The 21,929-nt window shown below is 58.7% G+C and carries 18 protein-coding genes; 6 read left to right on the top strand and 12 right to left on the bottom strand.

Going from position 1 to position 21,929, the window contains the following annotated elements; all coding sequences use genetic code 11:
• Positions 1-75 precede the first annotated feature (75 nt).
• On the top strand, positions 76-300 hold the full coding sequence (locus HFO71_RS14450) for a DUF1674 domain-containing protein (protein WP_065282598.1): 225 nt from the start codon (positions 76-78) through the stop codon (positions 298-300).
• Positions 301-530: 230 nt separating this feature from the next.
• Here HFO71_RS14450 and acs read toward each other — a convergent pair whose 3' ends face one another.
• Positions 531-2,486, bottom strand: coding sequence for an acetate--CoA ligase (gene acs / locus HFO71_RS14445; RefSeq protein WP_131640895.1), 1,956 nt, complete (start codon positions 2,484-2,486; stop codon positions 531-533).
• 228 nt (positions 2,487-2,714) lie between these two features.
• Between acs and HFO71_RS14440 the strand changes: the two genes are divergently transcribed.
• Entirely contained in the window at positions 2,715-3,419 is a 705-nt protein-coding gene (locus tag HFO71_RS14440) for a DUF1013 domain-containing protein (protein WP_003544022.1), read from the top strand.
• 78 nt (positions 3,420-3,497) lie between these two features.
• Here the strand turns inward: HFO71_RS14440 and HFO71_RS14435 are convergent, their stop codons facing one another.
• The 3 genes from HFO71_RS14435 to HFO71_RS14425 all read right to left on the bottom strand — a co-directional run bounded on the left by HFO71_RS14435 (position 3,498) and on the right by HFO71_RS14425 (position 7,335).
• Positions 3,498-4,433, bottom strand: coding sequence for a flagellin N-terminal helical domain-containing protein (locus tag HFO71_RS14435; protein WP_020052207.1), 936 nt, complete (start codon positions 4,431-4,433; stop codon positions 3,498-3,500).
• Positions 4,434-4,689: 256 nt separating this feature from the next.
• Positions 4,690-6,600, bottom strand: a complete 1,911-nt coding sequence (locus tag HFO71_RS14430; protein ID WP_131662128.1) for a propionyl-CoA synthetase — start codon at positions 6,598-6,600, stop codon at positions 4,690-4,692.
• Between the two features lie 75 nt (positions 6,601-6,675).
• Positions 6,676-7,335 (bottom strand): YggS family pyridoxal phosphate-dependent enzyme, encoded by a 660-nt coding sequence (locus HFO71_RS14425; protein WP_077978087.1) that lies wholly within the window; start codon positions 7,333-7,335, stop codon positions 6,676-6,678.
• A gap of 200 nt (positions 7,336-7,535) precedes the next feature.
• On the opposite strand from HFO71_RS14425, the gene leuS reads away from it, so the two are divergent.
• The 3 genes from leuS to holA are packed head-to-tail and all read left to right on the top strand — an operon-like array spanning position 7,536 to position 11,728.
• A complete protein-coding gene (leuS, locus tag HFO71_RS14420) occupies positions 7,536-10,166 on the top strand; it encodes a leucine--tRNA ligase (RefSeq protein ID WP_131662129.1) in 2,631 nt (876 codons plus the stop codon).
• Positions 10,156-10,677 carry an LPS assembly lipoprotein LptE gene (gene lptE, locus HFO71_RS14415; RefSeq protein WP_077978019.1) on the top strand — a complete coding sequence of 174 codons (522 nt, stop codon included), beginning with the start codon at positions 10,156-10,158 and terminating at the stop codon, positions 10,675-10,677. The genes leuS and lptE overlap by 11 nt, the downstream gene beginning before the upstream one ends.
• Positions 10,678-10,687: 10 nt before the next feature.
• Positions 10,688-11,728: a DNA polymerase III subunit delta gene (gene holA, locus HFO71_RS14410; protein ID WP_131640899.1), complete on the top strand. Its 1,041-nt coding sequence runs from the start codon at positions 10,688-10,690 to the stop codon at positions 11,726-11,728.
• 196 nt (positions 11,729-11,924) lie between these two features.
• Here holA and HFO71_RS14405 read toward each other — a convergent pair whose 3' ends face one another.
• The 8 genes from HFO71_RS14405 to hemE form a co-directional block, all read right to left on the bottom strand.
• Positions 11,925-12,806: a ParB/RepB/Spo0J family partition protein gene (locus tag HFO71_RS14405; protein ID WP_017962618.1), complete on the bottom strand. Its 882-nt coding sequence runs from the start codon at positions 12,804-12,806 to the stop codon at positions 11,925-11,927.
• Positions 12,807-12,838: 32 nt separating this feature from the next.
• Positions 12,839-13,633 (bottom strand): ParA family protein, encoded by a 795-nt coding sequence (locus tag HFO71_RS14400; RefSeq protein WP_077978021.1) that lies wholly within the window; start codon positions 13,631-13,633, stop codon positions 12,839-12,841.
• 19 nt (positions 13,634-13,652) lie between these two features.
• Positions 13,653-14,270, bottom strand: a complete 618-nt coding sequence (gene rsmG, locus HFO71_RS14395) for a 16S rRNA (guanine(527)-N(7))-methyltransferase RsmG (RefSeq protein ID WP_131640900.1) — start codon at positions 14,268-14,270, stop codon at positions 13,653-13,655.
• 24 nt (positions 14,271-14,294) lie between these two features.
• Entirely contained in the window at positions 14,295-16,172 is a 1,878-nt protein-coding gene (mnmG, locus tag HFO71_RS14390) for a tRNA uridine-5-carboxymethylaminomethyl(34) synthesis enzyme MnmG (protein ID WP_221988188.1), read from the bottom strand.
• A gap of 73 nt (positions 16,173-16,245) precedes the next feature.
• On the bottom strand, positions 16,246-17,565 hold the full coding sequence (gene mnmE, locus HFO71_RS14385) for a tRNA uridine-5-carboxymethylaminomethyl(34) synthesis GTPase MnmE (RefSeq protein ID WP_131640902.1): 1,320 nt from the start codon (positions 17,563-17,565) through the stop codon (positions 16,246-16,248).
• 104 nt (positions 17,566-17,669) lie between these two features.
• The gene (rho, locus tag HFO71_RS14380; RefSeq protein WP_020052216.1) at positions 17,670-18,935 is read right to left on the bottom strand and encodes a transcription termination factor Rho; all 1,266 of its coding nucleotides are present in this window, start codon (positions 18,933-18,935) and stop codon (positions 17,670-17,672) included.
• A 197-nt stretch (positions 18,936-19,132) separates the two neighbouring features.
• On the bottom strand, positions 19,133-19,669 hold the full coding sequence (hemJ, locus tag HFO71_RS14375; RefSeq protein ID WP_032999283.1) for a protoporphyrinogen oxidase HemJ: 537 nt from the start codon (positions 19,667-19,669) through the stop codon (positions 19,133-19,135).
• Between the two features lie 2 nt (positions 19,670-19,671).
• A complete protein-coding gene (gene hemE / locus HFO71_RS14370) occupies positions 19,672-20,703 on the bottom strand; it encodes a uroporphyrinogen decarboxylase (protein WP_221988187.1) in 1,032 nt (343 codons plus the stop codon).
• 401 nt (positions 20,704-21,104) lie between these two features.
• On the opposite strand from hemE, the gene HFO71_RS14365 reads away from it, so the two are divergent.
• Positions 21,105-21,926, top strand: coding sequence for a pyruvate, water dikinase regulatory protein (locus HFO71_RS14365; protein ID WP_011649834.1), 822 nt, complete (start codon positions 21,105-21,107; stop codon positions 21,924-21,926).
• The last annotated feature ends 3 nt before the right edge of the window (positions 21,927-21,929 follow it).

Below are 21,929 nucleotides of genomic sequence, written 5' to 3'. Positions count from 1 at the left end.
TTTCAATCCCGGCACCGGCGCATTATGATTTGGTTATTCATCAGCCATTTTCAATATTTCCGGCAGGAGACGGCCATGCAGGACGCCGATAACGACAACAGCGAAACGCCGACGGCCGAGGGATCCGAGCCGCCGCGCAAGATGCTGTCCCCGGCTGCCAGACGCGCCCTTGCCGAAGCCGAGGAGCGGCGAAAAAACCAGAAGCCGCTGGAGCTGCCGCCGGAGATCGGCGGCCGCGGCGGAGCTGAGCCGGCGCGTTTCGGCGATTACGAAATCAATGGCAGGGCGATCGATTTCTAAGCCAATCTTGCTATTAGCTTCTCTGGCCGCAGCAGAATGGAGTCAAGAATCCGGCTAACGACATCTTAGGCGACAGGTATTTCAGCCACATCTAGCAGGCGTGACCTCGCCGGGAATGGTCTCAGGGCTTCGCTCATAAACGTGCTTGGATGCCGTAAACCACGCATCGAATACGCGGAAACAAAAGAGCCGCCCCGGAAGCCCGAAAGGGACCGGAACGGCTCGATCTATCAGGCGGTCGCCTTGTTCTGCCGGTTGGCGATCAGATCGTCGACGACTGCCGGATCGGCGAGCGTCGAGGTATCGCCGAGCGCACCGAAATCGTCTTCGGCAATCTTGCGCAGGATGCGGCGCATGATCTTGCCGGAGCGGGTCTTCGGCAGGCCGGGCGCAAACTGGATCTTGTCGGGCGCGGCGATCGGGCCGATTTCGGCCCGCACATGTTTCACCAGTTCCTGGCGAAGCGTATCCGATCCCTCGTGACCGGACATCAGCGTCACATAGCAATAAATGCCCTGGCCCTTGATCGGATGCGGATAACCAACGACCGCGGCTTCCGAAACCAGATTATGCGAGACAAGGGCGGATTCCACCTCCGCCGTGCCGAGCCGGTGGCCGGAGACGTTCAGCACATCGTCGACGCGGCCGGTGATCCAGTAATAACCGTCCGCATCGCGCCGGCAGCCATCGCCGGTGAAATACTTGCCCTTGTAGGTCGAAAAATAGGTCTGGATGAAGCGCTCGTGATCGCCATAGACCGTGCGCATCTGGCCCGGCCAGCTGTCGGTGATGCAGAGATTGCCGTCGGCCGCACCTTCCAGCACCTTGCCTTCATTGTCGACCAGCTCAGGCTTGACCCCGAAGAACGGGATCGTCGCCGAACCGGGTTTCAGATCGGTGGCGCCAGGCAGCGGCGTGATCATGTGACCGCCGGTTTCCGTTTGCCACCAAGTATCGATGACGGGGCAGCGCTTGTCGCCGACGACATTGTAATACCACTCCCAGGCCTCGGGATTGATCGGCTCGCCGACCGTGCCGAGCAGGCGCAGCGAAGAGCGCGAGGAGCGCGTGACGAAGTCGTCGCCGGCACCCATCAGCGAGCGGATCGCCGTCGGCGCCGTGTAGAAGATGTTGACCTTGTGCTTGTCGATGACTTCCCAGAAACGGCCCTGGTCCGGGAAGTTCGGCACGCCCTCGAACATCAGCGTCGTCGCGCAGTTCGCAAGCGGCCCATAGACGATATAGGAGTGGCCGGTCACCCAGCCGACATCGGCCGTACACCAGTAGACGTCGCCGTGGTGATAATCGAAGACATATTCATGCGTCATCGCCGCATAGACGAGATAACCGCCCGTCGTGTGCAGCACGCCCTTCGGCTTGCCGGTCGAGCCGGACGTATAAAGAATGAAGAGCGGGTCTTCCGCCTTCATCTTCACCGGCGGGCATTCCGCCTTCACGGTAGCAATCTCCTGATGATGCCAGAGGTCGCGGCCGGGCGCCCAGCCGGTCTTGCCGCCGGTGCGGCGAACGACCAGCACCTTGCTGACATGGACATGCTGGCGGGCGGCGATATGGATCGCCGTATCGGTATTGTCCTTCAGCGGCACCGGCTTGCCGCCGCGCAGGCCTTCGTCGCAGGTGATGACGAAGGTGGATTCGCAGTCGACGATGCGCCCGGCCAGCGCCTCGGGCGAGAAACCGCCGAAGACGACCGAATGCACCGCGCCGATGCGGGCGCAGGCGAGCATCGCATAGGCCGCTTCGGGGATCATCGGCATATAGATGGTGACGCGATCGCCCTTCTTGACGCCGTGTTGCTTCAACACGTTCGCCATCCGGCAGACATGCTCGTAGAGCTCGTTATAGGTGACCTTCTTGTCGATATAGGGATTGTCGCCCTCCCAGATGATCGCCACCTGGTCGCCATTCGTTTTCAGATGACGGTCGATGCAATTGTAGGAGACGTTTGTCTGACCGTCCTCGAACCACTTGATCGAAACCTTGCCGGTAAAGGAAGTGTTCTTGACCTTGGTATAGGGCTTGAACCAGTCGATGCGCTTGCCGTGTTTGCCCCAGAACTTGTCCGGGTTCTCGACGCTTTCCTCGTACCATTTCAGGTACTTTTCCTTATCGATCAGGGCGCGCGCCTTCACCGGCTTCGTGACCGGATAGATCTTCTCCGACATGCAACTCCTCCTCATGGGACATGCGACGGGCCGCGTGAGCTATGGCCCGGACTTGAAATCACGGCAATTCATAGCAGTTCGCATCGCCACGGCAATTAGACGAAGGTCATTTCATTTCGGAAGAATTGCAATTCTGCGACAGTGCGGTTATATAGCGGCATATTTCCCGGACATTGTGGTGACAATCCACGGACCGCGACCGGCGCGGACGATAGAAGGACTATATCCATGGCTCAAACACTGCTCATGCCGAAGGCGACCGCCATCTGGCTCGTCGACAATACGGCACTGTCTTTCGATCAGATTGCGCAGTTCTGCAAACTGCATCCGCTCGAAGTCAAGGCGATCGCCGACGGCGAAGCGGCGCAGGGCATCAAGGGCCTCGACCCGATCTCGACAGGACAGCTTTCCCGCGACGAGATTGCCCGCGCCGAGGCCAATCCGAACCACAAGCTGAAGCTTTCCGAACCGAAGGTGCGGGTGCCGGAATCCAAGCGCCGCGGTCCGCGTTATACCCCGGTTTCCAAGCGTCAGGACCGCCCGAACGCCATTCTCTGGCTCGTTCGCAACCACCCGGAGCTGAAGGACGCGCAGATTTCCCGCCTCGTCGGCACGACGAAATCGACGATCGAGCAGATCCGCGAGCGCACCCACTGGAACTCCGCCAACCTGGCGCCGATGGATCCCGTCACGCTCGGCCTCTGCAGCCAGATCGATCTCGACATGGAAGTGGAAAAGGCCTCCAAGGGCCGTCCGCTGCCGACCGCCGCCGAGCTTGGCGCGACGCTGCAATCGGCCCAGGAGACCGAGCGCCTGAGCCCGAGCTATGAGCGCGAGGAGGAAAAGGAAAAAGAAATCGACGCCGATGCCGTCTTCCGCAAGCTGAGCTCGTTACGCTCGGCGCCGAAGGACGAGGACGACGATCAGTACTGAGATATCAGCGATCTTATGAAAAACCCCGCCGGTATGAGCTGACCGGCGGGGTTTTTTATTGCGGATGACCTGTTTCGATTAGCTGCGGAACAGGGTGAGGATGTTCTGCGCCGAGGTATTGGCGATCGAGAGCGACTGGATGGCAAGCTGCTGCTGCGTCTGCAACGCCGATAGCTTGCTCGATTCCTCTTCCATATCCGCATCGACCAGGCGTCCGACGCCGGAGTCGATCGAATCGTGCAAGCCACTAACGAACGTTTCCTGCAGCTGGATACGGGTCGAGATCGAGCCGAGCGCCGAGCCGGCGGCGGTCATAGCTCCGAGAACCAGTTCGATACCGGTCAGGGCTGCGTCGAGCTGACCCTGGGTGAAATTGGTGATGTCGAGAGCATATATCGACGGCATGACGATGACGGCGCCGCCATAGGTTCCGTTGAAGGCCGTACCAATGATACCGCTGGTCGTCTCGATCGCACCGGTACTGGTCATGCCGAAAAGCACGTTTCCAAGCGTGCCCGCATTGAGCACGTAGTCCGTCATCTTGACCGAAACGGCATTGCTGCCATCGCGCACGAAAGACGAAACGACGCTCTTCGTGCCGGAGGCGCCGGCAACCCAGTTTTCGCCGGAGAAGGACGCCGATTGGGCAATGCTGAGCAGTTGCTCCTGAAACTGGTCGAGTTCCTGCTGAATCTTCGTCTTGTCGACGCCCTTTTCGGTGGCGGCGACGATCTTGGCCTTGATTTCGCTGACGACATCGAGTGCGCTGTCCATGGCCGAATAGGCGGTATCGACTTTTGCCGCGCCGAGCCCGAGCGCGTCGGAGACGGCTGAAAGCGCCATGTTGTCGGAACGCATGGTCGTAGCAATCGACCAATAGGCGGCGTTGTCGGCCGCTTTCTCCACACGATAACCCGATGAAACACGACCCTGGGTGTCCTTGAGGCTATCGTTTACGCCGCGCAAAGTCTGCAGCGCTGCCATAGCAGCGTTGTTGGTGAGGATGCTTGTCATGATCCGTTCCACAATCGTTGAGAAAGGGGCAATCCGGACTACAGCGCCGCACGTCTTTCAGACGTGCAAAGGACGCTGTAGCACTTCAACTGCTGCATAATTTTGTCCTTAAATCGATTCCGATTTAAGAAATTATGCAGTAGGCCGGTAACGGCGACCGCGTCATGCAAAGCCTGCTATGCAAGCCATTGCCGTTAACAAATGCTTGCATCAACATAGTTAACAATTCCTCAATTAGGCTTACCGAAAGTTTAATTCACATCGGCAAGGAGCCTAAGCCGCGTCCGCGCAGCGCCTCGGCAATTTCCTCTAAAATCGTTGGATCATCGATGGTTGCAGGCATTTTCCAGGGTATGCCGTCGGCGATCTTCTGCATCGTGCCGCGCAGTATTTTGCCGGAGCGTGTCTTCGGCAACCGGTTAACGGTGATGGCCGTCTTGAAGGCGGCAACCGGTCCGATCGAATCACGAATCATCGCCACGACCTCTGATTCGATCGCCGTCGCGTCACGGGAAACATGTCGTTTCAGCACCAGGAAACCGCAGGGCGCCTGACCCTTCAGCGCATCGATCACGCCGATGACCGCGCATTCGGCGACATCGGGATGACGTGCACAGACCTCCTCCATCGCCCCTGTCGAGAGCCGATGCCCGGCGCAATTGATGATGTCGTCGGTGCGCGACATGATGAAGAGATAGCCGTCCTCATCGACATAGCCGGCATCGGCCGTCTTGTAATAGCCGGGAAACTCATCGAGATAGGCCGAGCGAAAACGCTCGTCCGCGTTCCAGAGGGTCGGCAGGCAGCCGGGCGGGAGTGGCAGCTTCACGACGATATTGCCGAGCGTGCCCGCCTCGATCGGATGACCGGCATCGTCGAGCACCGCGATCTCATAGCCGGGCATCGGCAGCGCCGGCGACCCGTGCTTGACGGGAAGGGCGCCGAGACCAAGCGGATTTGCGGCAATCGGCCAACCGGTTTCCGTCTGCCACCAATGATCGATGACGGGTATGCCAAGCAGGCGCTCGGCCCATTTCAAGGTCTCCGGATCCGCCCTCTCGCCGGCAAGAAATAGTGCGCGCAGATCCGGCATGGGATATTGGCGCATCAGTTCACAGTCACCGTCCTCCCGCCGGATGGCGCGGAATGCCGTCGGCGCCGTGAAGAGCACCCGCACCTGATATTCCGAAACGATGCGCCAAAATGTGCCGGCATCCGGAGTGCCGACCGGTTTTCCCTCGAAGATCAGAGTGGTTACGCCTGATAGCAGCGGGGCATAGACGATATAGGAATGCCCGACGACCCAGCCGATATCCGAAGCCGTCCAGAAGACCTCGCCCGGCTTCAAGCCGTAGATATTCCGCATCGACCAGTTGAGCGCGACCATATGGCCGCCATTGTCGCGCACCACGCCCTTCGGTTGGCCCGTCGTGCCCGAGGTATAGAGGATGTAGAGCGGATCGGTCGCCTTGACGGAGACACAGGCGATCTTATGGCCACGATGCCGCGCCACCGCCGCCTCGAAATCCTGATCGCGGCGGCTGACGAGATCAGCCCGAAGCTCCGGCCGCTGCAGCACCAGACAGCACTCCGGCTTCGAATGCGCGATCTCGATCGCCTGATCGACCAGTGGCTTGTAGGCGACGATGCGGCCGGGCTCGAGCCCGCAGCTCGCGGTGATCACCAGCTTCGCAGCGCAATCGTCGATGCGCGCCGCAAGTTCGCTTGCGGCAAACCCGCCGAAAACGACGGAGTGGACCGCACCGATGCGGGCGCAGGCGAGCATCGAAAAGACCGCCTGCGGCACCATCGGCATATAAAGGATGACGCGATCGCCTTTGCCGATGCCGCGCTCGACCAGTGCTGCCGCGATGGCCATCACCTCGCCAAGCACCTCATCATAGGTGAAACGGCGCTTCTCGCCGTTCATTGCGCTGTCGAAGATGACCGCTGTCTCGCCGCCGCGGCCGGCAGCCACATGCCGGTCCAGGCAATTGTGGCATGTATTGGTTTCCGCGCCTGAGAACCAACGGCCATAGACGCCGTCATTCGGCGAGAACACCCGTTCCGCTGGCTTGAACCAGTCGATGTCACTGGCCGCTTTGCGCCAGAATGCTTCGGGATCGCGTTTCCAGGCCGCATAGGCCTGATGATAGCCGTTCCGCATTTGCTCCTCCCCAGGACATGCAAACCTAATCTAGGCGGCATTAAGGGGAACAGGAAGCCCGACCAAAGCAACGTTTCAGCGCGTGCCAAAAATCGCCGACCCCACACGCACGCTGGTGGCGCCGAAGGCGATCGCCGTCCCGTAGTCGCCCGACATGCCCATGGAAAGTTTTCCGACGCCGCATTTGAGCGCGAGCTTTGCCAGCAGAGCGAAATGCGGTCCGGGATTTTCCTCGGCCGGCGGAATGCACATCAAACCTTCGATCGAAAGGCCGAGTTCGTCGCGGCAAAGAGCGACGAAGGCCGGCGTGTCGTCAGGAGCGATGCCGGCCTTCTGCGGTTCGAGCCCGGTATTGACCTGGACATAGAGCCGTAGCGCCTTGCCTTGCCGCCTCATCTCCTCGGCAAGTGCGCGGGCGATCTTTTCCCGGTCCACTGTCTCGATGACGTCGAAAAGCGCCACAGCATCCGCCGCCTTGTTCGATTGCAGCGGTCCGATCAGATGCAGCTCGATATCCTGATGCTCGGCCTTCAGCGCCGGCCACTTGCCCTGGCTTTCCTGCACCCGGTTTTCCCCGAAGACACGCTGCCCGCCTTCGATGGCCGGGCGGATCGCGTCCGCCTCGAAGGTCTTCGACACCGCGACGAGTTGAACGGAACCCGCCGAACGGCCTGCTTCGCGTTCCGCGGCGGCGATCCGCGACCGCACCTCGTTCAAGCGCTCTTGAAGTTCCATCATTGTGCCTCGACATACCTGCATGAAAGGATTGGAATGAACTAGCCAGCCATTCTGTGCTTGCCAAGTCCCGCCCCGGCGAAATCGCCTGGTCACGATCAAGATCGCGCGCTTGCAGCGCCTGCAAAACTTGACGCTACGGTGGTTTCATGGTGAAGGTCTCGACCAACCTCCCCTGATTTTCCGGAAATACGAATACCATGGCCACCGAACGTTATAATCCGCGCGATGCCGAGCCCCGCTGGCAGCAGAAATGGAATGAAGACAAGGTCTTCGAGACCGACAATGCCGATCCGCGCGAAAAATATTACGTCCTCGAAATGTTCCCCTATCCGTCGGGGCGCATCCATATGGGTCATGTCCGCAATTACGCCATGGGCGACGTCGTCGCCCGCTACAAGCGCGCCCGCGGTTACAACGTGCTGCATCCAATGGGCTGGGACGCCTTCGGCATGCCGGCGGAGAATGCCGCCATGGAGCGCGGCGTTCACCCCGCCTCCTGGACGTACCAGAATATCGGCTCGATGAAGGCGCAGCTGAAGGCCATGGGTCTTTCGCTGGACTGGAGCCGTGAATTCGCCACCTGCGACGTCGAATATTACCAGCACCAGCAGCATCTCTTCCTGGATTTCCTGGAAAAGGGCTTGGTCTATCGCAAGCAGTCGAAGGTCAACTGGGATCCTGTCGACAACACCGTGCTCGCCAACGAACAGGTGATCGACGGCCGCGGCTGGCGTTCCGGCGCGCTGGTCGAACAGCGCGAACTGACGCAATGGTTCTTCAAGATCACCGACTTCAGCCAGGATCTGCTCGACGCGCTGGATACGCTCGACCAGTGGCCGGAAAAAGTGCGGCTGATGCAGAAGAACTGGATCGGCCGCTCGGAAGGCCTGACGATCCGCTGGGAGATCGTGCCGGAAACGGCACCTGCCGGCGAGAGCGAAGTGACGGTCTATACCACCCGGCCGGACACGCTGTTCGGCGCTTCCTTCCTGGCAATCGCCGCCGATCATCCGCTGGCGAAGGATGCCGCCGCGAAGAACCCTGATATCGACGCCTTCTGCGACGAGTGCCGCCGCGCCGGCACCTCGCTCGCAGCACTCGAGACCGCCGAAAAGAAGGGCATGGATACCGGTATCCGCGTCCGACACCCGCTCGATCCCTCCTGGGAACTTCCGGTCTACATCGCCAATTTCGTCTTGATGGATTATGGCACGGGCGCGATCTTCGGCTGCCCCTCGGGCGACCAGCGCGACCTTGATTTTGCCCGCAAGTATGACCTGCCGGTGGTGGCCGTCGTCATGCCGAGAGATGGCGACGCGGCAAGCTTTTCCGTTGACGACACGGCTTATGACGGCGATGGCGTGATGATCAATTCGCGCTTCCTCGACGGCAAGACGACCGAGGAAGCCTTCAATATCGTTGCCGACCGGCTGTCGGCTGCTTCGCTCGGCAATGCCCCGCAGGGCGAACGCAAGGTCAATTTCCGTCTGCGCGACTGGGGCATTTCCCGCCAGCGGTATTGGGGCTGCCCGATCCCGGTCATCCATTGCGAGGATTGCGGTGTCGTGCCGGTGCCGAAGGCGGACCTGCCGGTCAAGCTGCCCGACGACGTCACCTTCGACCAGCCGGGCAATCCGCTCGACCGTCATCCGACCTGGCGCCATGTCTCCTGCCCGAACTGCGGCAAGGATGCCCGCCGCGAGACGGATACGATGGACACCTTCGTCGATTCGAGCTGGTATTTCACCCGCTTCACCGCGCCCTGGGAAGGAAAGCCGACGGATCCGGAGGCGGCAAACCGCTGGCTGCCGGTCGACCAGTATATAGGCGGCATCGAGCACGCGATCCTGCACTTGCTCTATTCCCGCTTCTTCACCCGCGCCATGCGCGAGACCGGTCACGTCGCCGCCACCGAACCTTTCAAGGGTCTCTTCACCCAGGGCATGGTGGTCCACGAAACCTATAGCCGCGGCGCCGGCGCCAGCCGTGAATGGGTGGCACCCGCCGATATCCGCATCGACGAACTCGACGGCAAACGCCGAGCCTTCCTGTTGACGAACAATGAGGAAGTTGCGATCGGCTCGATCGAGAAGATGTCGAAATCGAAAAAGAACGTTGTCGATCCCGACGATATCATCGCCTCCTACGGCGCCGATACCGCCCGTTTCTTCGTTCTGTCCGACTCCCCACCCGAGCGTGACGTCATCTGGTCCGAAGCGGGCGTCGAAGGCGCTCATCGTTTCACTCAGCGTCTGTGGCGCTTGATTTCCGAAGCAGCCGACGCGCTCTCCGCCGTCGCACCTGCGCCGGCAACCGATGGGGAAGCGTTGTCAATTTCGCAGGCCGCCCACAAGACGCTCAAGGCTGTCGAGAACGACTATGACAAGCTCTGGTTCAACAAGGCCGTTGCCCGAATTTATGAACTCGTCAACGCGCTGGCCGCACCGATGACGAGGGTCGCGGCAGGTGAGGGTGATGCCACCTATCGCGCGGCGGTGCGCGATGCCGCCGAGATTTTGATTCAGCTCGTCTCTCCGATGACGCCGCATCTGGCTGAGGAATGCTGGGCCGCGCTCGGCAATGAAGGCCTGCTTGCCCGGGCAAGCTGGCCGCAGTACGACGAAACGCTCGTCATCGAAAACGATGTCGTCATGCCGGTACAGATCAACGGCAAGAAACGCGCTGAATTGACAATTTCTCGCGATGCAGATCAGAATGCCGTCACCAACGCCGTGCTGGATCTGGATGCGGTGAAGAACGCGCTGAACGGACAAGCACCGAAGAAGATCATCGTGGTTCCCCAAAGGATTGTAAACATTGTCGTTTGATATCGCTTGCAAGCTGGCCCGCAATGCCGGCATCGCCATGATCCTTGCCTCGGCGGCTTTTCTCTCCGCCTGCCAGGTCCGACCGCTTTATTCCGAGAGTTCCGGTGTCGTCGAAAAGCTTTCCTCTGTCGGCTTTTCCCCAGCAAGCAGCCGCGTTGAACAGCAGGTGCGCAATCGCCTGATCTTCCTTGCGTCGCGCGGTGCCGGTGAAGCGGTAAACCCGCAATATCAGGTTGAAATTCGCGCTACCTCGTCTGTTGCCGATACGCTCCTGAGGGATTCCTCGGACACATCGCGAGCCGGTCGTGTGACCGTCAGCGTCACCTACACGCTGCGCGCGGCGACCGACGATCATGTCATCAAGGCCGGCAGCCGCGCTACCACGGCGCTGGTGGATTTTTCCGAACAGGAATTCGCCAAGCAGCGGGCGATCCGTGATGCCGAGAACCGCGCGGCGGATCAGGTGGCGGAGTTCGTGGGATCCGATATCGCCGCTGCCCTCAGCCGCTGAGGGCGGAGATGTGGCGGAGATAAAATCCCACGAATTCGAGACATTCCTGCAGAAATCGGCGCGGAACTATCGGATTTACGTCATCTACGGGCCGGATCGCGGTCTTGTTTCCGAACGGGCAGGCCTGCTCGCCGGCAAGAGCGGTGTCGCTCTCGATGATCCCTTCTCGCTGACCAAGCTCGATATCGGCGACCTGCAAAAAGACCCCGGTCGGTTGGTCGACGAGGTCCAGTCGATCGGGCTGTTCGGCGGCGAGAAACTGATCTGGATCCGCGGTGCCGCCAACGAGAAATACCTCGTCGATTCCTTGGCGCTGCTGGCCGAAAAACCACTCGAAGCCGCCTATCTGATCATCGAGGCCGGTGACCTCAAGAAGGGTTCCCTGCTGCGCAAGACCGCGGAAGCCGCCAGATCCGTCATGACGATCCCCTCCTACGCCGATGACAGCCGCGCCCTGAATGCATTGATCGATACAGAACTCGGTGCAGAGAAGCTCGGCATTACGCCGACCGCGCGACAAGCGCTGATCGCGTTGATCGGCGGCGACAGGATCGCTTCCCGAAACGAGGTACGCAAGCTTGCTCTTTACTGCCGGGGCTTCGATACGGTCGAAGAACATCACGTTACCGAAATAATCGGCGACGCCAGCGCCATCTCGGTTGACGACGCCGTCGATGCCATCCTCGGCGGTGATCTCAACGCCTTTCTGCACGCCATGCAAAAGATCAGCAGTTCGAAAACCGCGATCTTTCTGGTTCTGCAGGCATGCCTGAAGCAATTCCAGCTTCTGGATTCGATGCGCGCCGAAATGGATGAAAAGCGGCTGCAGCCGCCTCAAGTCATGCAGACAATGGGGCGGCATCTACACTTCCGCCGAAAGCCGACCATCGAACAGGCGCTGCGCCAGTGGACCGCGGAAAGCATCGCCCGTGAATCCAATCGGCTACAGGCCGCTATTCTGCAAACCAGACGGCGGCAGGTGCTGGAAGACAGCGTTGCGATGCAAACGCTTCTGTCCACCACCCTTCAATCCGGCCGGAAATCCGCCTGAACCAGCGCACGTCGGCCCAAAAAATCATAACCGATTTTAGGAAAGCACGGTGCGTTGTTCCAAGGAGTTAAAGCGTCGATGCTCTAGAGCATGATGCCGAAAAGCGTGAGCGGTTTTCGGACGACATCATGCTCTAACTATATAATGTAGAACAGGATTCAGATTTTAGGCCGACCCGGCCTAAAATCATCCTGTTCTAGCGCCTCTCGAGCAAGCGGCAGATTTCCTCGAGCTGCTCTAGCGACTTATAGGAAATTTTGATCTGGCCGCCGCTTGCCTTGTGATTGATCGCAACATCGAGGCCGAGCGCATCGGAAAGTGTCCGTTCCAGCGCCAGCGTGTCTGAATCTTTCTGATCTCGCCGCAAGGCCGCCTGCTGCGGCTCCGATTGGGCCTTGATATTGTTTTGCGCCAGCTTTTCCGCATCACGCACCGACATGCCCTTGGCAACGATCGTACGGGCAAGACTTGCCGGATCGGATGTCGAAACCAGTGCGCGCGCGTGGCCAGCCGATAGGCTGCCGGCAGCAAGCAGATCGCGAACCGGATCAGGCAATTTCAACAGGCGCAACGAGTTAGCAACATGGCTGCGGCTTTTGCCGATAATTTCGCCGAGGTCGTTCTGGGTGTAGCCGTATTCCGCGATCAGCTGCTCATAGCCCAAGGCCTCTTCGAGGGCATTGAGATCCGCGCGCTGGACGTTTTCGACAATGGCGATTTCCAACGCCGTCTTATCATCCACATCACGGATAATGACCGGAATCTCGATCAGCCCGGCAAGCTGAGCTGCGCGCCAGCGTCGTTCGCCGGCGATGATCTCATATCGATCCCGCGACATCGTCCGCACAACAATCGGCTGAACGATACCGTGTTGACGAATGGAGCTTGCGAGATCGTGCAGCTCCGAGTCATCGAAGAACCGGCGGGGATTGCGGGGGTTGCGGCTGACGAACTCGATCGGGATCATTCTGTCGGCGCTGATAGTCCGCTCGGCTTCCACCGGGACAGGCTGATCCATTTCACCAATTAGCGCCGCAAGGCCGCGGCCCAATCGCCTCTTTGATACATCGTCATTCATGATCTACACTCACGTACACCCCTAAAATGATATCACGCGGCCAGTCTTTGGCGTTCTCGCTGGATGACCTCGGAGGCCAGCTGCAGATAGGCCTGACTGCCCGCGCACTTCAAGTCATAGAGAATAGCCGGCTTACCGTAGGACGGAGCCTCGGACACCCGGACATTGCGCGGAATTAACGTATGGTAAACCTTGTCCCCGAGATGCGTACGCACGTCATTGACAACCTGCTGGGCAAGATTGTTGCGCGCATCGAACATCGTCAAGACGATACCCTGAATATCCAGACGCGGGTTCACTGTCCGCCGAACCTGGCTGACGGTCTCAAGCAGCTGGCTCAACCCCTCCAGCGCAAAAAATTCACATTGCAGCGGCACCAAGACCGAATGCGCCGCCGCCATAGCATTCATCGTCAGCAGATTGAACGACGGCGGGCAATCCAGAAGAATATAAGAAAACGCCATGGCTTCGGACGAAGACAGCGCTTTCCGCAATTTAAACACCCGATCGCTCTGCTGCGAGATTTCCATCTCGATGCCAAGAAGATCCATCGTCGACGGGACGATAAACAGATTAGGAACCGCTGTTTCGAGAGTCACTTCGGGAATCCCACGATCACCGACCATCAGATCGTAGGAGGACAGCTTACGATCACGACGATCGATACCGAGCCCAGTGCTGGCATTGCCCTGCGGATCGAGATCGACGATCAGGACGCGCTCGCCAATAGCCGCAAGCGCCGTTGCCAGATTGATTGCGGTGGTCGTTTTGCCAACGCCACCCTTCTGATTTGCGATGGTGATAATCCGATGTCGTTCGCCAGCCATTGCCGCAATATCCGATCTGTTAAACCAAGCGCCGGAGATTTGATACTTCTAAAATAACGGATTCCTGCTCGACGACGCTCTTATGTTCTAACAGATCGAATTCCCACCGACCACGTGCTTTGTCAATTTCCCTGAGGTAATCCCGGCCTTTGTGAAAGAAGCTACGACAATTTTCCTTGCCAAGCATCCAGGGGGATGAATAACCGAAGAGTCCATCAAGATCCGCAAGGGCGCGCGCTGAAATCGCACCACATTCGCCAACCTCCTTATAAGCATCTTCGATTCGAATGCTATGGACGCTGCCGCGCGCTTTTGTCTCCCGCAGCGCTGTCCGCAGAAACGCTGCCTTTTTATGGTTGCTTTCGACCAGATGGACCCATCCACCTTGCAGCTCGGCCAGAAAAATCGCCGTAATAATGCCGGGAAAGCCGCCACCGCTGCCGAGGTCAACCCAGGTAATCGGTTGAGGATGAATCTGAAAGACCTGGCTGCTATCAGCGATGTGCCGGTGCCACAGTTCATCCAGTGTCGACGGCGCCACCAGATTGATTGCTTTTGCCCACTTCTGAAACAGCGCTGCAAAGTGTTGCAACCGCTCCTGTGTTTCACGTGAAACACGCAAACCGTTTAATTCCATTCTGAAAGACTCTCAAATCTTATATCAAGCGCTGTGGCGTTCGGCAGAGGGTAGTCGACGCAAGTGCACGAGCAGCAACGCGATTGCCGCAGGCGTCATCCCTTCAACGATTGCGGCCTGGGCGATATTGAAAGGGCGAGCAGCGCTGAGCTTGGCCTTCAACTCGTTCGAGAGACCGGACAATGCGTCATAGTTGAAATCAAGCGGTATCTGCCGCTCCTCGTCGCGTTGCTGATCGGTAATCGCCGAGGCTTGTCGATCGAGATAAACCGAATAGCCTGCCTCGATTTCCAGCGCTTCCGCAACTTTCCGTCTAATCATGCCGAGCTTCTCCGGCCAAACATGCCGGAGCGCGGCGAAATCATAATTCGGATAGGACAGTAAATCATACGCGGTTCGGCGCTGCCCATCGAGATTGATATTCAAGCCCGCGCGACGCGCCTCATTCGGTGTCACCGCCAGCGACTGCAACAGCGCTCGACTGGTTTCGATCTCTGCTTGATAGGATGTGAATCGCTGGACGCGCGCGTCACCAACGCACCCGAGCCGCATGGCCAGCGGCGTTAAGCGCATATCGGCGTTGTCAGCCCGCAAACTCAACCGATACTCCGCACGCGATGTGAACATTCGATACGGCTCCGTAACGCCTCGCGACGTGAGATCGTCGATCATGACGCCAATATAAGAGCTCGTCCGGCTAAAATGGAACGGATCCGAATCGCTGCTTCGCAATGCGGCATTCAGCCCGGCTGCCAGCCCCTGCGCGGCCGCCTCTTCATATCCGGTGGTGCCATTGATCTGGCCTGCCAGAAACAAGCCTCTCAGCCGTTTGACCTCCAGCGATGGAGTAAGCTCTCTCGGATCGACATGATCATATTCGATCGCATAGCCCGGTTGCAGTATTCTTGCCGCTTCGAGGCCGGGAATCGTTTTGATGAAATCGGCCTGCACCTCCGCCGGCAAGGAGGTCGAAATCCCGTTCGGATAGACCGTATCGTCGTCTAGTCCCTCGGGTTCGAGAAAGACCTGATGTCCATCCCGCTCTCCGAATTTCACCAGCTTGTCTTCAATCGACGGACAATAACGCGGCCCGACGCCTTCGATCTGCCCGGAATACATTGCTGAGCGCATGATGTTGTCGACAATGATGCGGTGGGTCGCTTCGGTCGTCCTGGTGACCCCGCATTCGATCTGTGGCGTGGTAATCCTGTCTGTCATAAAGGAGAAGGGGACAAGCTCCTCGTCAGCTCCCTGTCGACCGATAGATTGCCAGTCGATCGTCTTTCCATCCAGCCGGGCTGGTGTGCCGGTCTTCAGACGTCCCAGCCGCAGCCCAAGGCGGGCGAGGGTCGCAGACAATCCGAGCGACGGCGCTTCACCGACACGCCCGGCCGGTGTCTTTTCCGACCCGATATAAATAAGACCGCGCAGAAAGGTTCCAGTGGTCAAAACCACCGCCGGCGCTTTCAGGGCCCTACCATCCTTCATGATCACGCCGGCAACGCAACCATCGATAACGTCCAGATCAAACGCATCGCCCTCGATGATATCCAGGTTCGGCGTCGCTTCGATCGCCGCCAGCATCGCCAGGCGATAAAGCTTTCGATCGGCCTGCGTCCGCGGTCCTCGGACAGCCGCGCCTTTCTTCTTGTTGAGCATCCTGAATTGAATGCCTGCAACGTCGGCGATCCGGCCCATAAGGCCATCCATCGCATCGATCTCCCGAACAAGATGGCCCTTGCCTAGCCCACCGATCGCCGGATTACAGGACATGACCCCGATCGTGTCCCGCCTATGCGTAATCAGAGCAGTTTTTGCCCCGAGACGCGCAGCTGCGCTGGCAGCCTCCGACCCCGCATGGCCGCCACCGATCACAATCACGTCGAAGACATTATCCGTCAATTCAAGACTCCATATCCGGCAGGCGTTTCACGTGAAACCGTGCAGGCCTTTGGCTCCAAAGGTTTCACGTGAATCATTTGCCAATACAAAACTCCGAGAAGATCACCCCGAGCAATTGTTCGACATCCACTCGTCCGGTAATTCTACCCAAATACTCCGCGGTAATTCGCAGCTGCTCGGTCCGCAGTTCAAGATTCACATCCGGCTGTGATATGGCCGCATCGAGCGCCGCTAAACATTTCGCGAGCGAATCCTTATGCCGCTGCCGGCTGGGGATTGCCATAGACAGGCCGGCAAAACGTCCCTCGACGATATCGCCGATCAACCGTCGTAATTCCGGCAGACCGTCACCCGTCGCGGTGGAAATCTGCAGATCATACCGATCCGAAGCTATTTCGGTCAGATCCTTCTTTGTCCCGACAGTAACATGCGGAGAGGACTGCTCCAAGTCGTCGGGAATCAGCGGTTTCGTCATATCGACCAGCAATAGGACAAGATCGGCATCACGGAGTGCTATCCGCGCGCGCCGCACACCTTCCATTTCGACTTTGTCGTCCGCCTCGCGAAGACCAGCAGTGTCATAGAGCTTGATCAGGTTACCATCAATGTCGAGATCAACCTGCAGGACATCGCGGGTGGTCCCGGCAATCTCCGTCACGATTGCGACGTCTCGACGCGCCAAAGCGTTCAACAGGCTCGATTTTCCAGCGTTCGGAGCACCGGCGATGACCACCTTGAAGCCGTCTCGGATAATCTCGCCGGCCGAAGCTGCCGCAAGGTGATCCTCGATATCGCTGCGAAGCTTCGCCATATCGGCCCAGACCGCATCCGATACCGACCCTGGAACGTCATCCTCGTCGGGGAAATCAAGTTCCGCCTCGATCAGCGCGCGGGCGCGCGTCAATCGTTCCGCCCACGAATCGTAAATTGCGGAAAGCCCACCTGCGCTATGTTCGACCGCAAGGCGTCTTTGCATTTCGGTCTCGGCGCCAATGAGATCGGCCAGCCCTTCCACCTCGACCAGATCAAGTTTGCCGTTCTCGAAAGCCCGGCGGGAGAACTCACCCTCGACCGCCATCCGCACGCCTGGAATATCGCCAAGGTCCTGAAACAGCGCCGCCAGCACGGCTCGGCTGCCGTGGATCTGCAGCTCGGCAACATCCTCCCCGGTAAACGAATTCGGAGCAGGAAAAAACAGCACCAGGCCGCTGTCGATCGGCTGATTGTTACGAGTCCGAATCGTTCGGTAAGACGCATACCGGGCTGCCGGAACGGATCCGACGAGCTTCACCAATATGTCTCTGGTCAGCGGGCCGCTGATTCGAACGACAGAAACACCCGAAGGCAGGGCGCCGCTCGATAGTGCATATATGGTATCGTTCAACATGGCCATATCGCCTGGTTCATCGGTTGGAATCGAAATCGATTCCTCTCAAATAGAAAAGCTGGCGGCATCGCGAGATGCCTCCAGCTTTAAGGGGTGAATCCGGCTAAGGATTATGTGTTCATCGATTCGAAGAAGTCGGAATTGTTCTTCGTCTGCTTGAGCTTGTCGATCAGGAATTCGACCGCATCGGTTGTGCCCATCGGAGCCAGGATACGGCGGAGCACGAAGATCTTCTGCAGATCCTGGCGCGGAACCAGAAGGTCCTCCTTACGCGTGCCGGACTTCAGGATGTCCATTGCCGGGAAGATGCGCTTATCAGCGACCTTGCGATCGAGGACGATTTCCGAGTTGCCGGTACCCTTGAATTCTTCGAAGATCACTTCGTCCATGCGGCTGCCAGTATCGATCAGCGCCGTCGCGATGATCGTCAAAGAGCCGCCTTCCTCGATGTTACGCGCCGCGCCGAAGAAGCGCTTCGGCCGCTGCAGAGCGTTGGCGTCCACACCGCCGGTCAGGACCTTGCCTGACGAGGGAACGACCGTGTTATAGGCACGGCCCAGGCGCGTGATCGAATCGAGCAGGATGACAACGTCGCGTCCGTGTTCGACAAGGCGCTTGGCCTTCTCGATAACCATCTCGGCCACCTGCACATGACGCACGGCCGGTTCGTCGAAGGTCGAGGAGATTACCTCGCCGCGAACCGAACGCTGCATGTCGGTCACTTCTTCGGGACGTTCATCGATCAGCAGGACGATCAGATAGCACTCCGGATGGTTGGCAGTGATCGAATGCGCGATGTTCTGCAACAACACGGTTTTGCCGGTACGCGGCGGTGCGACGATCAATCCACGCTGGCCCTTGCCGAGCGGCGCCACCAGGTCGATCACACGTGGCGACAGATCCTTGGTGGTGGGAATATCCAGTTCCATCTTGAAGCGCTCGTTCGGATAGAGCGGCGTCAGATTGTCGAAATGAACCTTGTGACGGATCTTTTCCGGATCGTCGAAATTGATGGTGTTGACCTTGAGCAGCGCAAAATAGCGCTCGCCTTCCTTCGGCCCACGGATGGGGCCCTCGACCGTATCGCCGGTTTTCAGCGAGAAACGGCGGATCTGCGACGGGGAGATATAAATATCGTCCGGGCCCGGCAGGTAGTTCGCATTGGGCGACCGCAGGAAGCCGAAACCGTCCTGCAGCACTTCGACGACGCCTTCGCCGATGATTTCGACATCCTGGCTGGCAAGCATCTTGAGGATCGCAAACATCAGCTCTTGCTTGCGCATCGTGCTTGCATTCTCGACCTCGAGCGATTCGGCAAATGCCAGCAGATCCGTCGGGGATTTACTCTTAAGTTCCTGAAGCTTCATTTCAGCCATGAAGTGACCAATACTCTTTTCAATTTCAAAGGGGAAAGGCGATGTTGGGTCGTATTCGGTACCGCGAAAGGGCTCGCAGACGACTGAACTCTACACACATGCCACGTAGATGAGGTGCGCGGAAAATAGCGACTCGCAATCGTTGCCGCAAGAGGGCTGCTTAAAATGAAGCAAATTTAACCTCAGGACGACTTTCCTCAGAACGGCTTCACCACGACAAGGATGACGATCACGATCATCAGCAGTGTCGGGGCTTCGTTCATGAACCGCCAATAGCGCGCCGAGCGGCGGTTTTCATCCCGCTCGAACGCCCTGACAGCGCGGCTGAAGAACATATGAACACCGGTCAGCAGGACAACGAGACCAATCTTGGCATGCAGCCAGCCGCCCTGGAATCCATAAACCGACCAGGCGAGATAGAGGCCAAAAATCCACGTCAGCATCATTGCCGGCGTCATGATGATCCGAAGCAGCCGACGCTCCATCACCTTGAAGGTTTCCGACTGTACCGAGCCGGGCTCCGCATCGGTGTGATAGATGAACAGCCGCGGCATGTAAAACAGCCCGGCCATCCAGGAAATGACCGCGATGATGTGCAGCGCCTTGATCCAGAGGTAGAGATTATCGGGGTTCCAGGCAAAAAGCCCGACCGCCACCAGCGCAAAGAAGGCCAGCGCAAAATGAGCCCGGCGCCGGGCGTAGGCGCCAGATCTCCGATCGGTCTGCTTTTCCATCGTCACGCCCCGCCTCGCACTCGATCCACCAGCAGACGCACATGCTCGGGGTCAGCCTGCGGTGTAATGCCGTGACCGAGATTGAAGATCAGCGGACCATTGCCGAGATGCTGCAGAATATCATCGATGCCTTCCTCCAGCGCCCGGCCGCCGGCAACGACACGCATCGGATCGAGGTTGCCCTGAACCGGTCCATCTCCTTGAAGTTCGGCGGCAAAGGCCAGCGGGACCGACCAGTCGAGGCCGATCGCATCAGCGCCCGTCTTCTGGCGATAGGTCTTGAGCTGGTAGCCGGCGCCCTTGGCAAAGGCGATGATGCGAGCATGCGGCCGTTGTGATTTGACGGAAGCGATCATCCGCGCAACCGGCCTGATCGCGAACGCCTCGAACTCCTTCTCGCCGAGAACACCTGCCCAGGAATCGAAGATCTGCACGGCATCGGCGCCGGCATCGATCTGGGCGACGAGATAATCGGCCGATACGTCGGCAAGCAGCATCAGCAGATGCTCGAAAGCGCGGGGATGCTTGTAGGCGAAGAGACGGGCAGGGGCCTGATCCGGCGTGCCGTGACCGGCGATCATGTAGGTCGCAACCGTCCATGGCGCGCCGCAGAAACCGAGCAGCGTCGTCTCCGCTGGCAGTTCTTCACGCAGCCGCCGTACCGTTTCCAGAACCGGCCTGAGATAATCGACAACCTCTTCGCCGTTCAAACTGCCGATCCCGGCTTCATCGATCGGATCCATCTCCGGGCCATGGCCCTCGGTGAACCGGACATTTCGCTTCATTGCGTCTGGAATGACCAGGATATCGGAAAACAGAATGGCCGCATCGAAGCCATAGCGGCGGATCGGCTGCAATGTCACTTCGACGGCGTGCTCAGGGGTGTAGCAGAGATCGAGAAAACTCCCTGCCTTTGCTCGTGTCTCCCGATATTCCGGAAGATAACGTCCTGCCTGTCTCATCAGCCAGAGAGGAGGAGGGGAGAGGCTTTCGCCACTCAAAACCCTCATGATCTTTCGCCGCGTATCGCTCAAGCGCTTCTTCCCTATAAAAAAACAAAGATCTTTTAAAAGGTTTCTATTTCTTAGAGTCGGTGACTATCAAGGATTAAAATCCATCCACCGCCGATGCCATTTGTCGCGCGGCTGCAAAAGAACATCGGAAAGATTTGTCCATCTCGTCCAAATTTCGGGGAGAAGCCGAATCCGAAAATGATTCCAAATCCTTCCAGCTCGGCGATTTTTCTCATAACTGTGGATAGGCTGTGGACGAGCTTTCAAGAAGCCGAGCCCTTCCCCATCCTCCACAGGGCCAATCGAAACCGATCCGCAGAATCCGAAATGTGGATAAGGAGGCATGTTTTCCCTTGCCGGAGACTGCCTCGCCGCCGTAGCTCTGTTTCATCCAGTCTTTTCAACAGGCAGCGGAAAATAGCGTGGAGAACAGAACGAACTTCTTTCATCTGCATCTGATTTCTGACTCAACGGGAGAGACTCTGATCTCCGCCGGGCGCGCCGCGTCGGCGCAGTTCAGATCGGCGCAGCCGATCGAACATGTCTATCCGCTGATCCGCAATCGCAAGCAGCTGCTGCCGGTTCTACAGGCGATCGATGACGCCCCCGGCATCGTGCTCTACACCATTGTCGACCGGGAGCTTGCAAGCCTGATCGATGAACGCTGCATCGAGATGGGTGTCGCCTCGGTGAATGTGCTGGAGCCGGTGATGAATGCCTTCCAGATCTATCTCGGCGCCCCGTCTCGCCGTCGTGTCGGGGCCCAGCATGTGATGAATGCCGGCTACTTCGCGCGCATTGAAGCACTGAATTTCACCATGGATCACGATGATGGCCAGATGCCCGACGATTACAACGATGCCGATGTCGTGATCATCGGCATCAGCCGTACGTCGAAAACACCGACCAGCATCTACCTCGCCAACCGAGGCATCAAGACGGCGAACATTCCAATCGTTTATGGCGTGCCATTGCCGGAGAGCCTCTTCGTCGCGAGCAAACCGCTGATCGTCTGCCTGATCGCCACCACCGACCGTATTTCCCAGGTGCGGGAAAATCGTGTGCTCGGGGTGACGCAGGGCTTCGATCGCGAACACTACACCGATCGTGCCGCGATTTCGGAGGAACTGAAATATGCCCGCTCCCTCTGCGCCCGTCATAACTGGCCGCTGATCGACGTCACCCGCCGCTCAATCGAGGAAACAGCCGCGGCAATCGTTGCCCTGCGGCCGAAGCTGCGCTAAGCG

Origin of the sequence: Rhizobium laguerreae (genome assembly GCF_019778565.1) — a bacterium.
Taxonomy (GTDB): Bacteria; Pseudomonadota; Alphaproteobacteria; order Rhizobiales; family Rhizobiaceae; genus Rhizobium; species Rhizobium laguerreae.
Note: the sequence above shows the minus strand (reverse complement) of the source record. Positions and strands in the feature narration are given on the sequence as shown.

Bases quoted from the DNA above. Each gene is read 5' to 3' on its own strand.
- HFO71_RS14400 (WP_077978021.1), bottom strand. From the start codon at position 13,633: ATGGCTGGCGAACGACATCGGATTATCACCATCGCAAATCAGAAGGGT.
- acs (WP_131640895.1), bottom strand. From the start codon at position 2,486: ATGTCGGAGAAGATCTATCCGGTCACGAAGCCGGTGAAGGCGCGCGCC.
- hemJ (WP_032999283.1), bottom strand. From the start codon at position 19,669: ATGGAAAAGCAGACCGATCGGAGATCTGGCGCCTACGCCCGGCGCCGG.
- leuS (WP_131662129.1), top strand. From the start codon at position 7,536: ATGGCCACCGAACGTTATAATCCGCGCGATGCCGAGCCCCGCTGGCAG.
- HFO71_RS14450 (WP_065282598.1), top strand. From the start codon at position 76: ATGCAGGACGCCGATAACGACAACAGCGAAACGCCGACGGCCGAGGGA.
- rho (WP_020052216.1), bottom strand. From the start codon at position 18,935: ATGGCTGAAATGAAGCTTCAGGAACTTAAGAGTAAATCCCCGACGGAT.
- HFO71_RS14435 (WP_020052207.1), bottom strand. From the start codon at position 4,433: ATGACAAGCATCCTCACCAACAACGCTGCTATGGCAGCGCTGCAGACT.
- HFO71_RS14425 (WP_077978087.1), bottom strand. From the start codon at position 7,335: ATGGAACTTCAAGAGCGCTTGAACGAGGTGCGGTCGCGGATCGCCGCC.
- HFO71_RS14440 (WP_003544022.1), top strand. From the start codon at position 2,715: ATGGCTCAAACACTGCTCATGCCGAAGGCGACCGCCATCTGGCTCGTC.
- HFO71_RS14430 (WP_131662128.1), bottom strand. From the start codon at position 6,600: ATGCGGAACGGCTATCATCAGGCCTATGCGGCCTGGAAACGCGATCCC.
- HFO71_RS14405 (WP_017962618.1), bottom strand. From the start codon at position 12,806: ATGAATGACGATGTATCAAAGAGGCGATTGGGCCGCGGCCTTGCGGCG.
- mnmE (WP_131640902.1), bottom strand. From the start codon at position 17,565: ATGGCCATGTTGAACGATACCATATATGCACTATCGAGCGGCGCCCTG.
- rsmG (WP_131640900.1), bottom strand. From the start codon at position 14,270: ATGGAATTAAACGGTTTGCGTGTTTCACGTGAAACACAGGAGCGGTTG.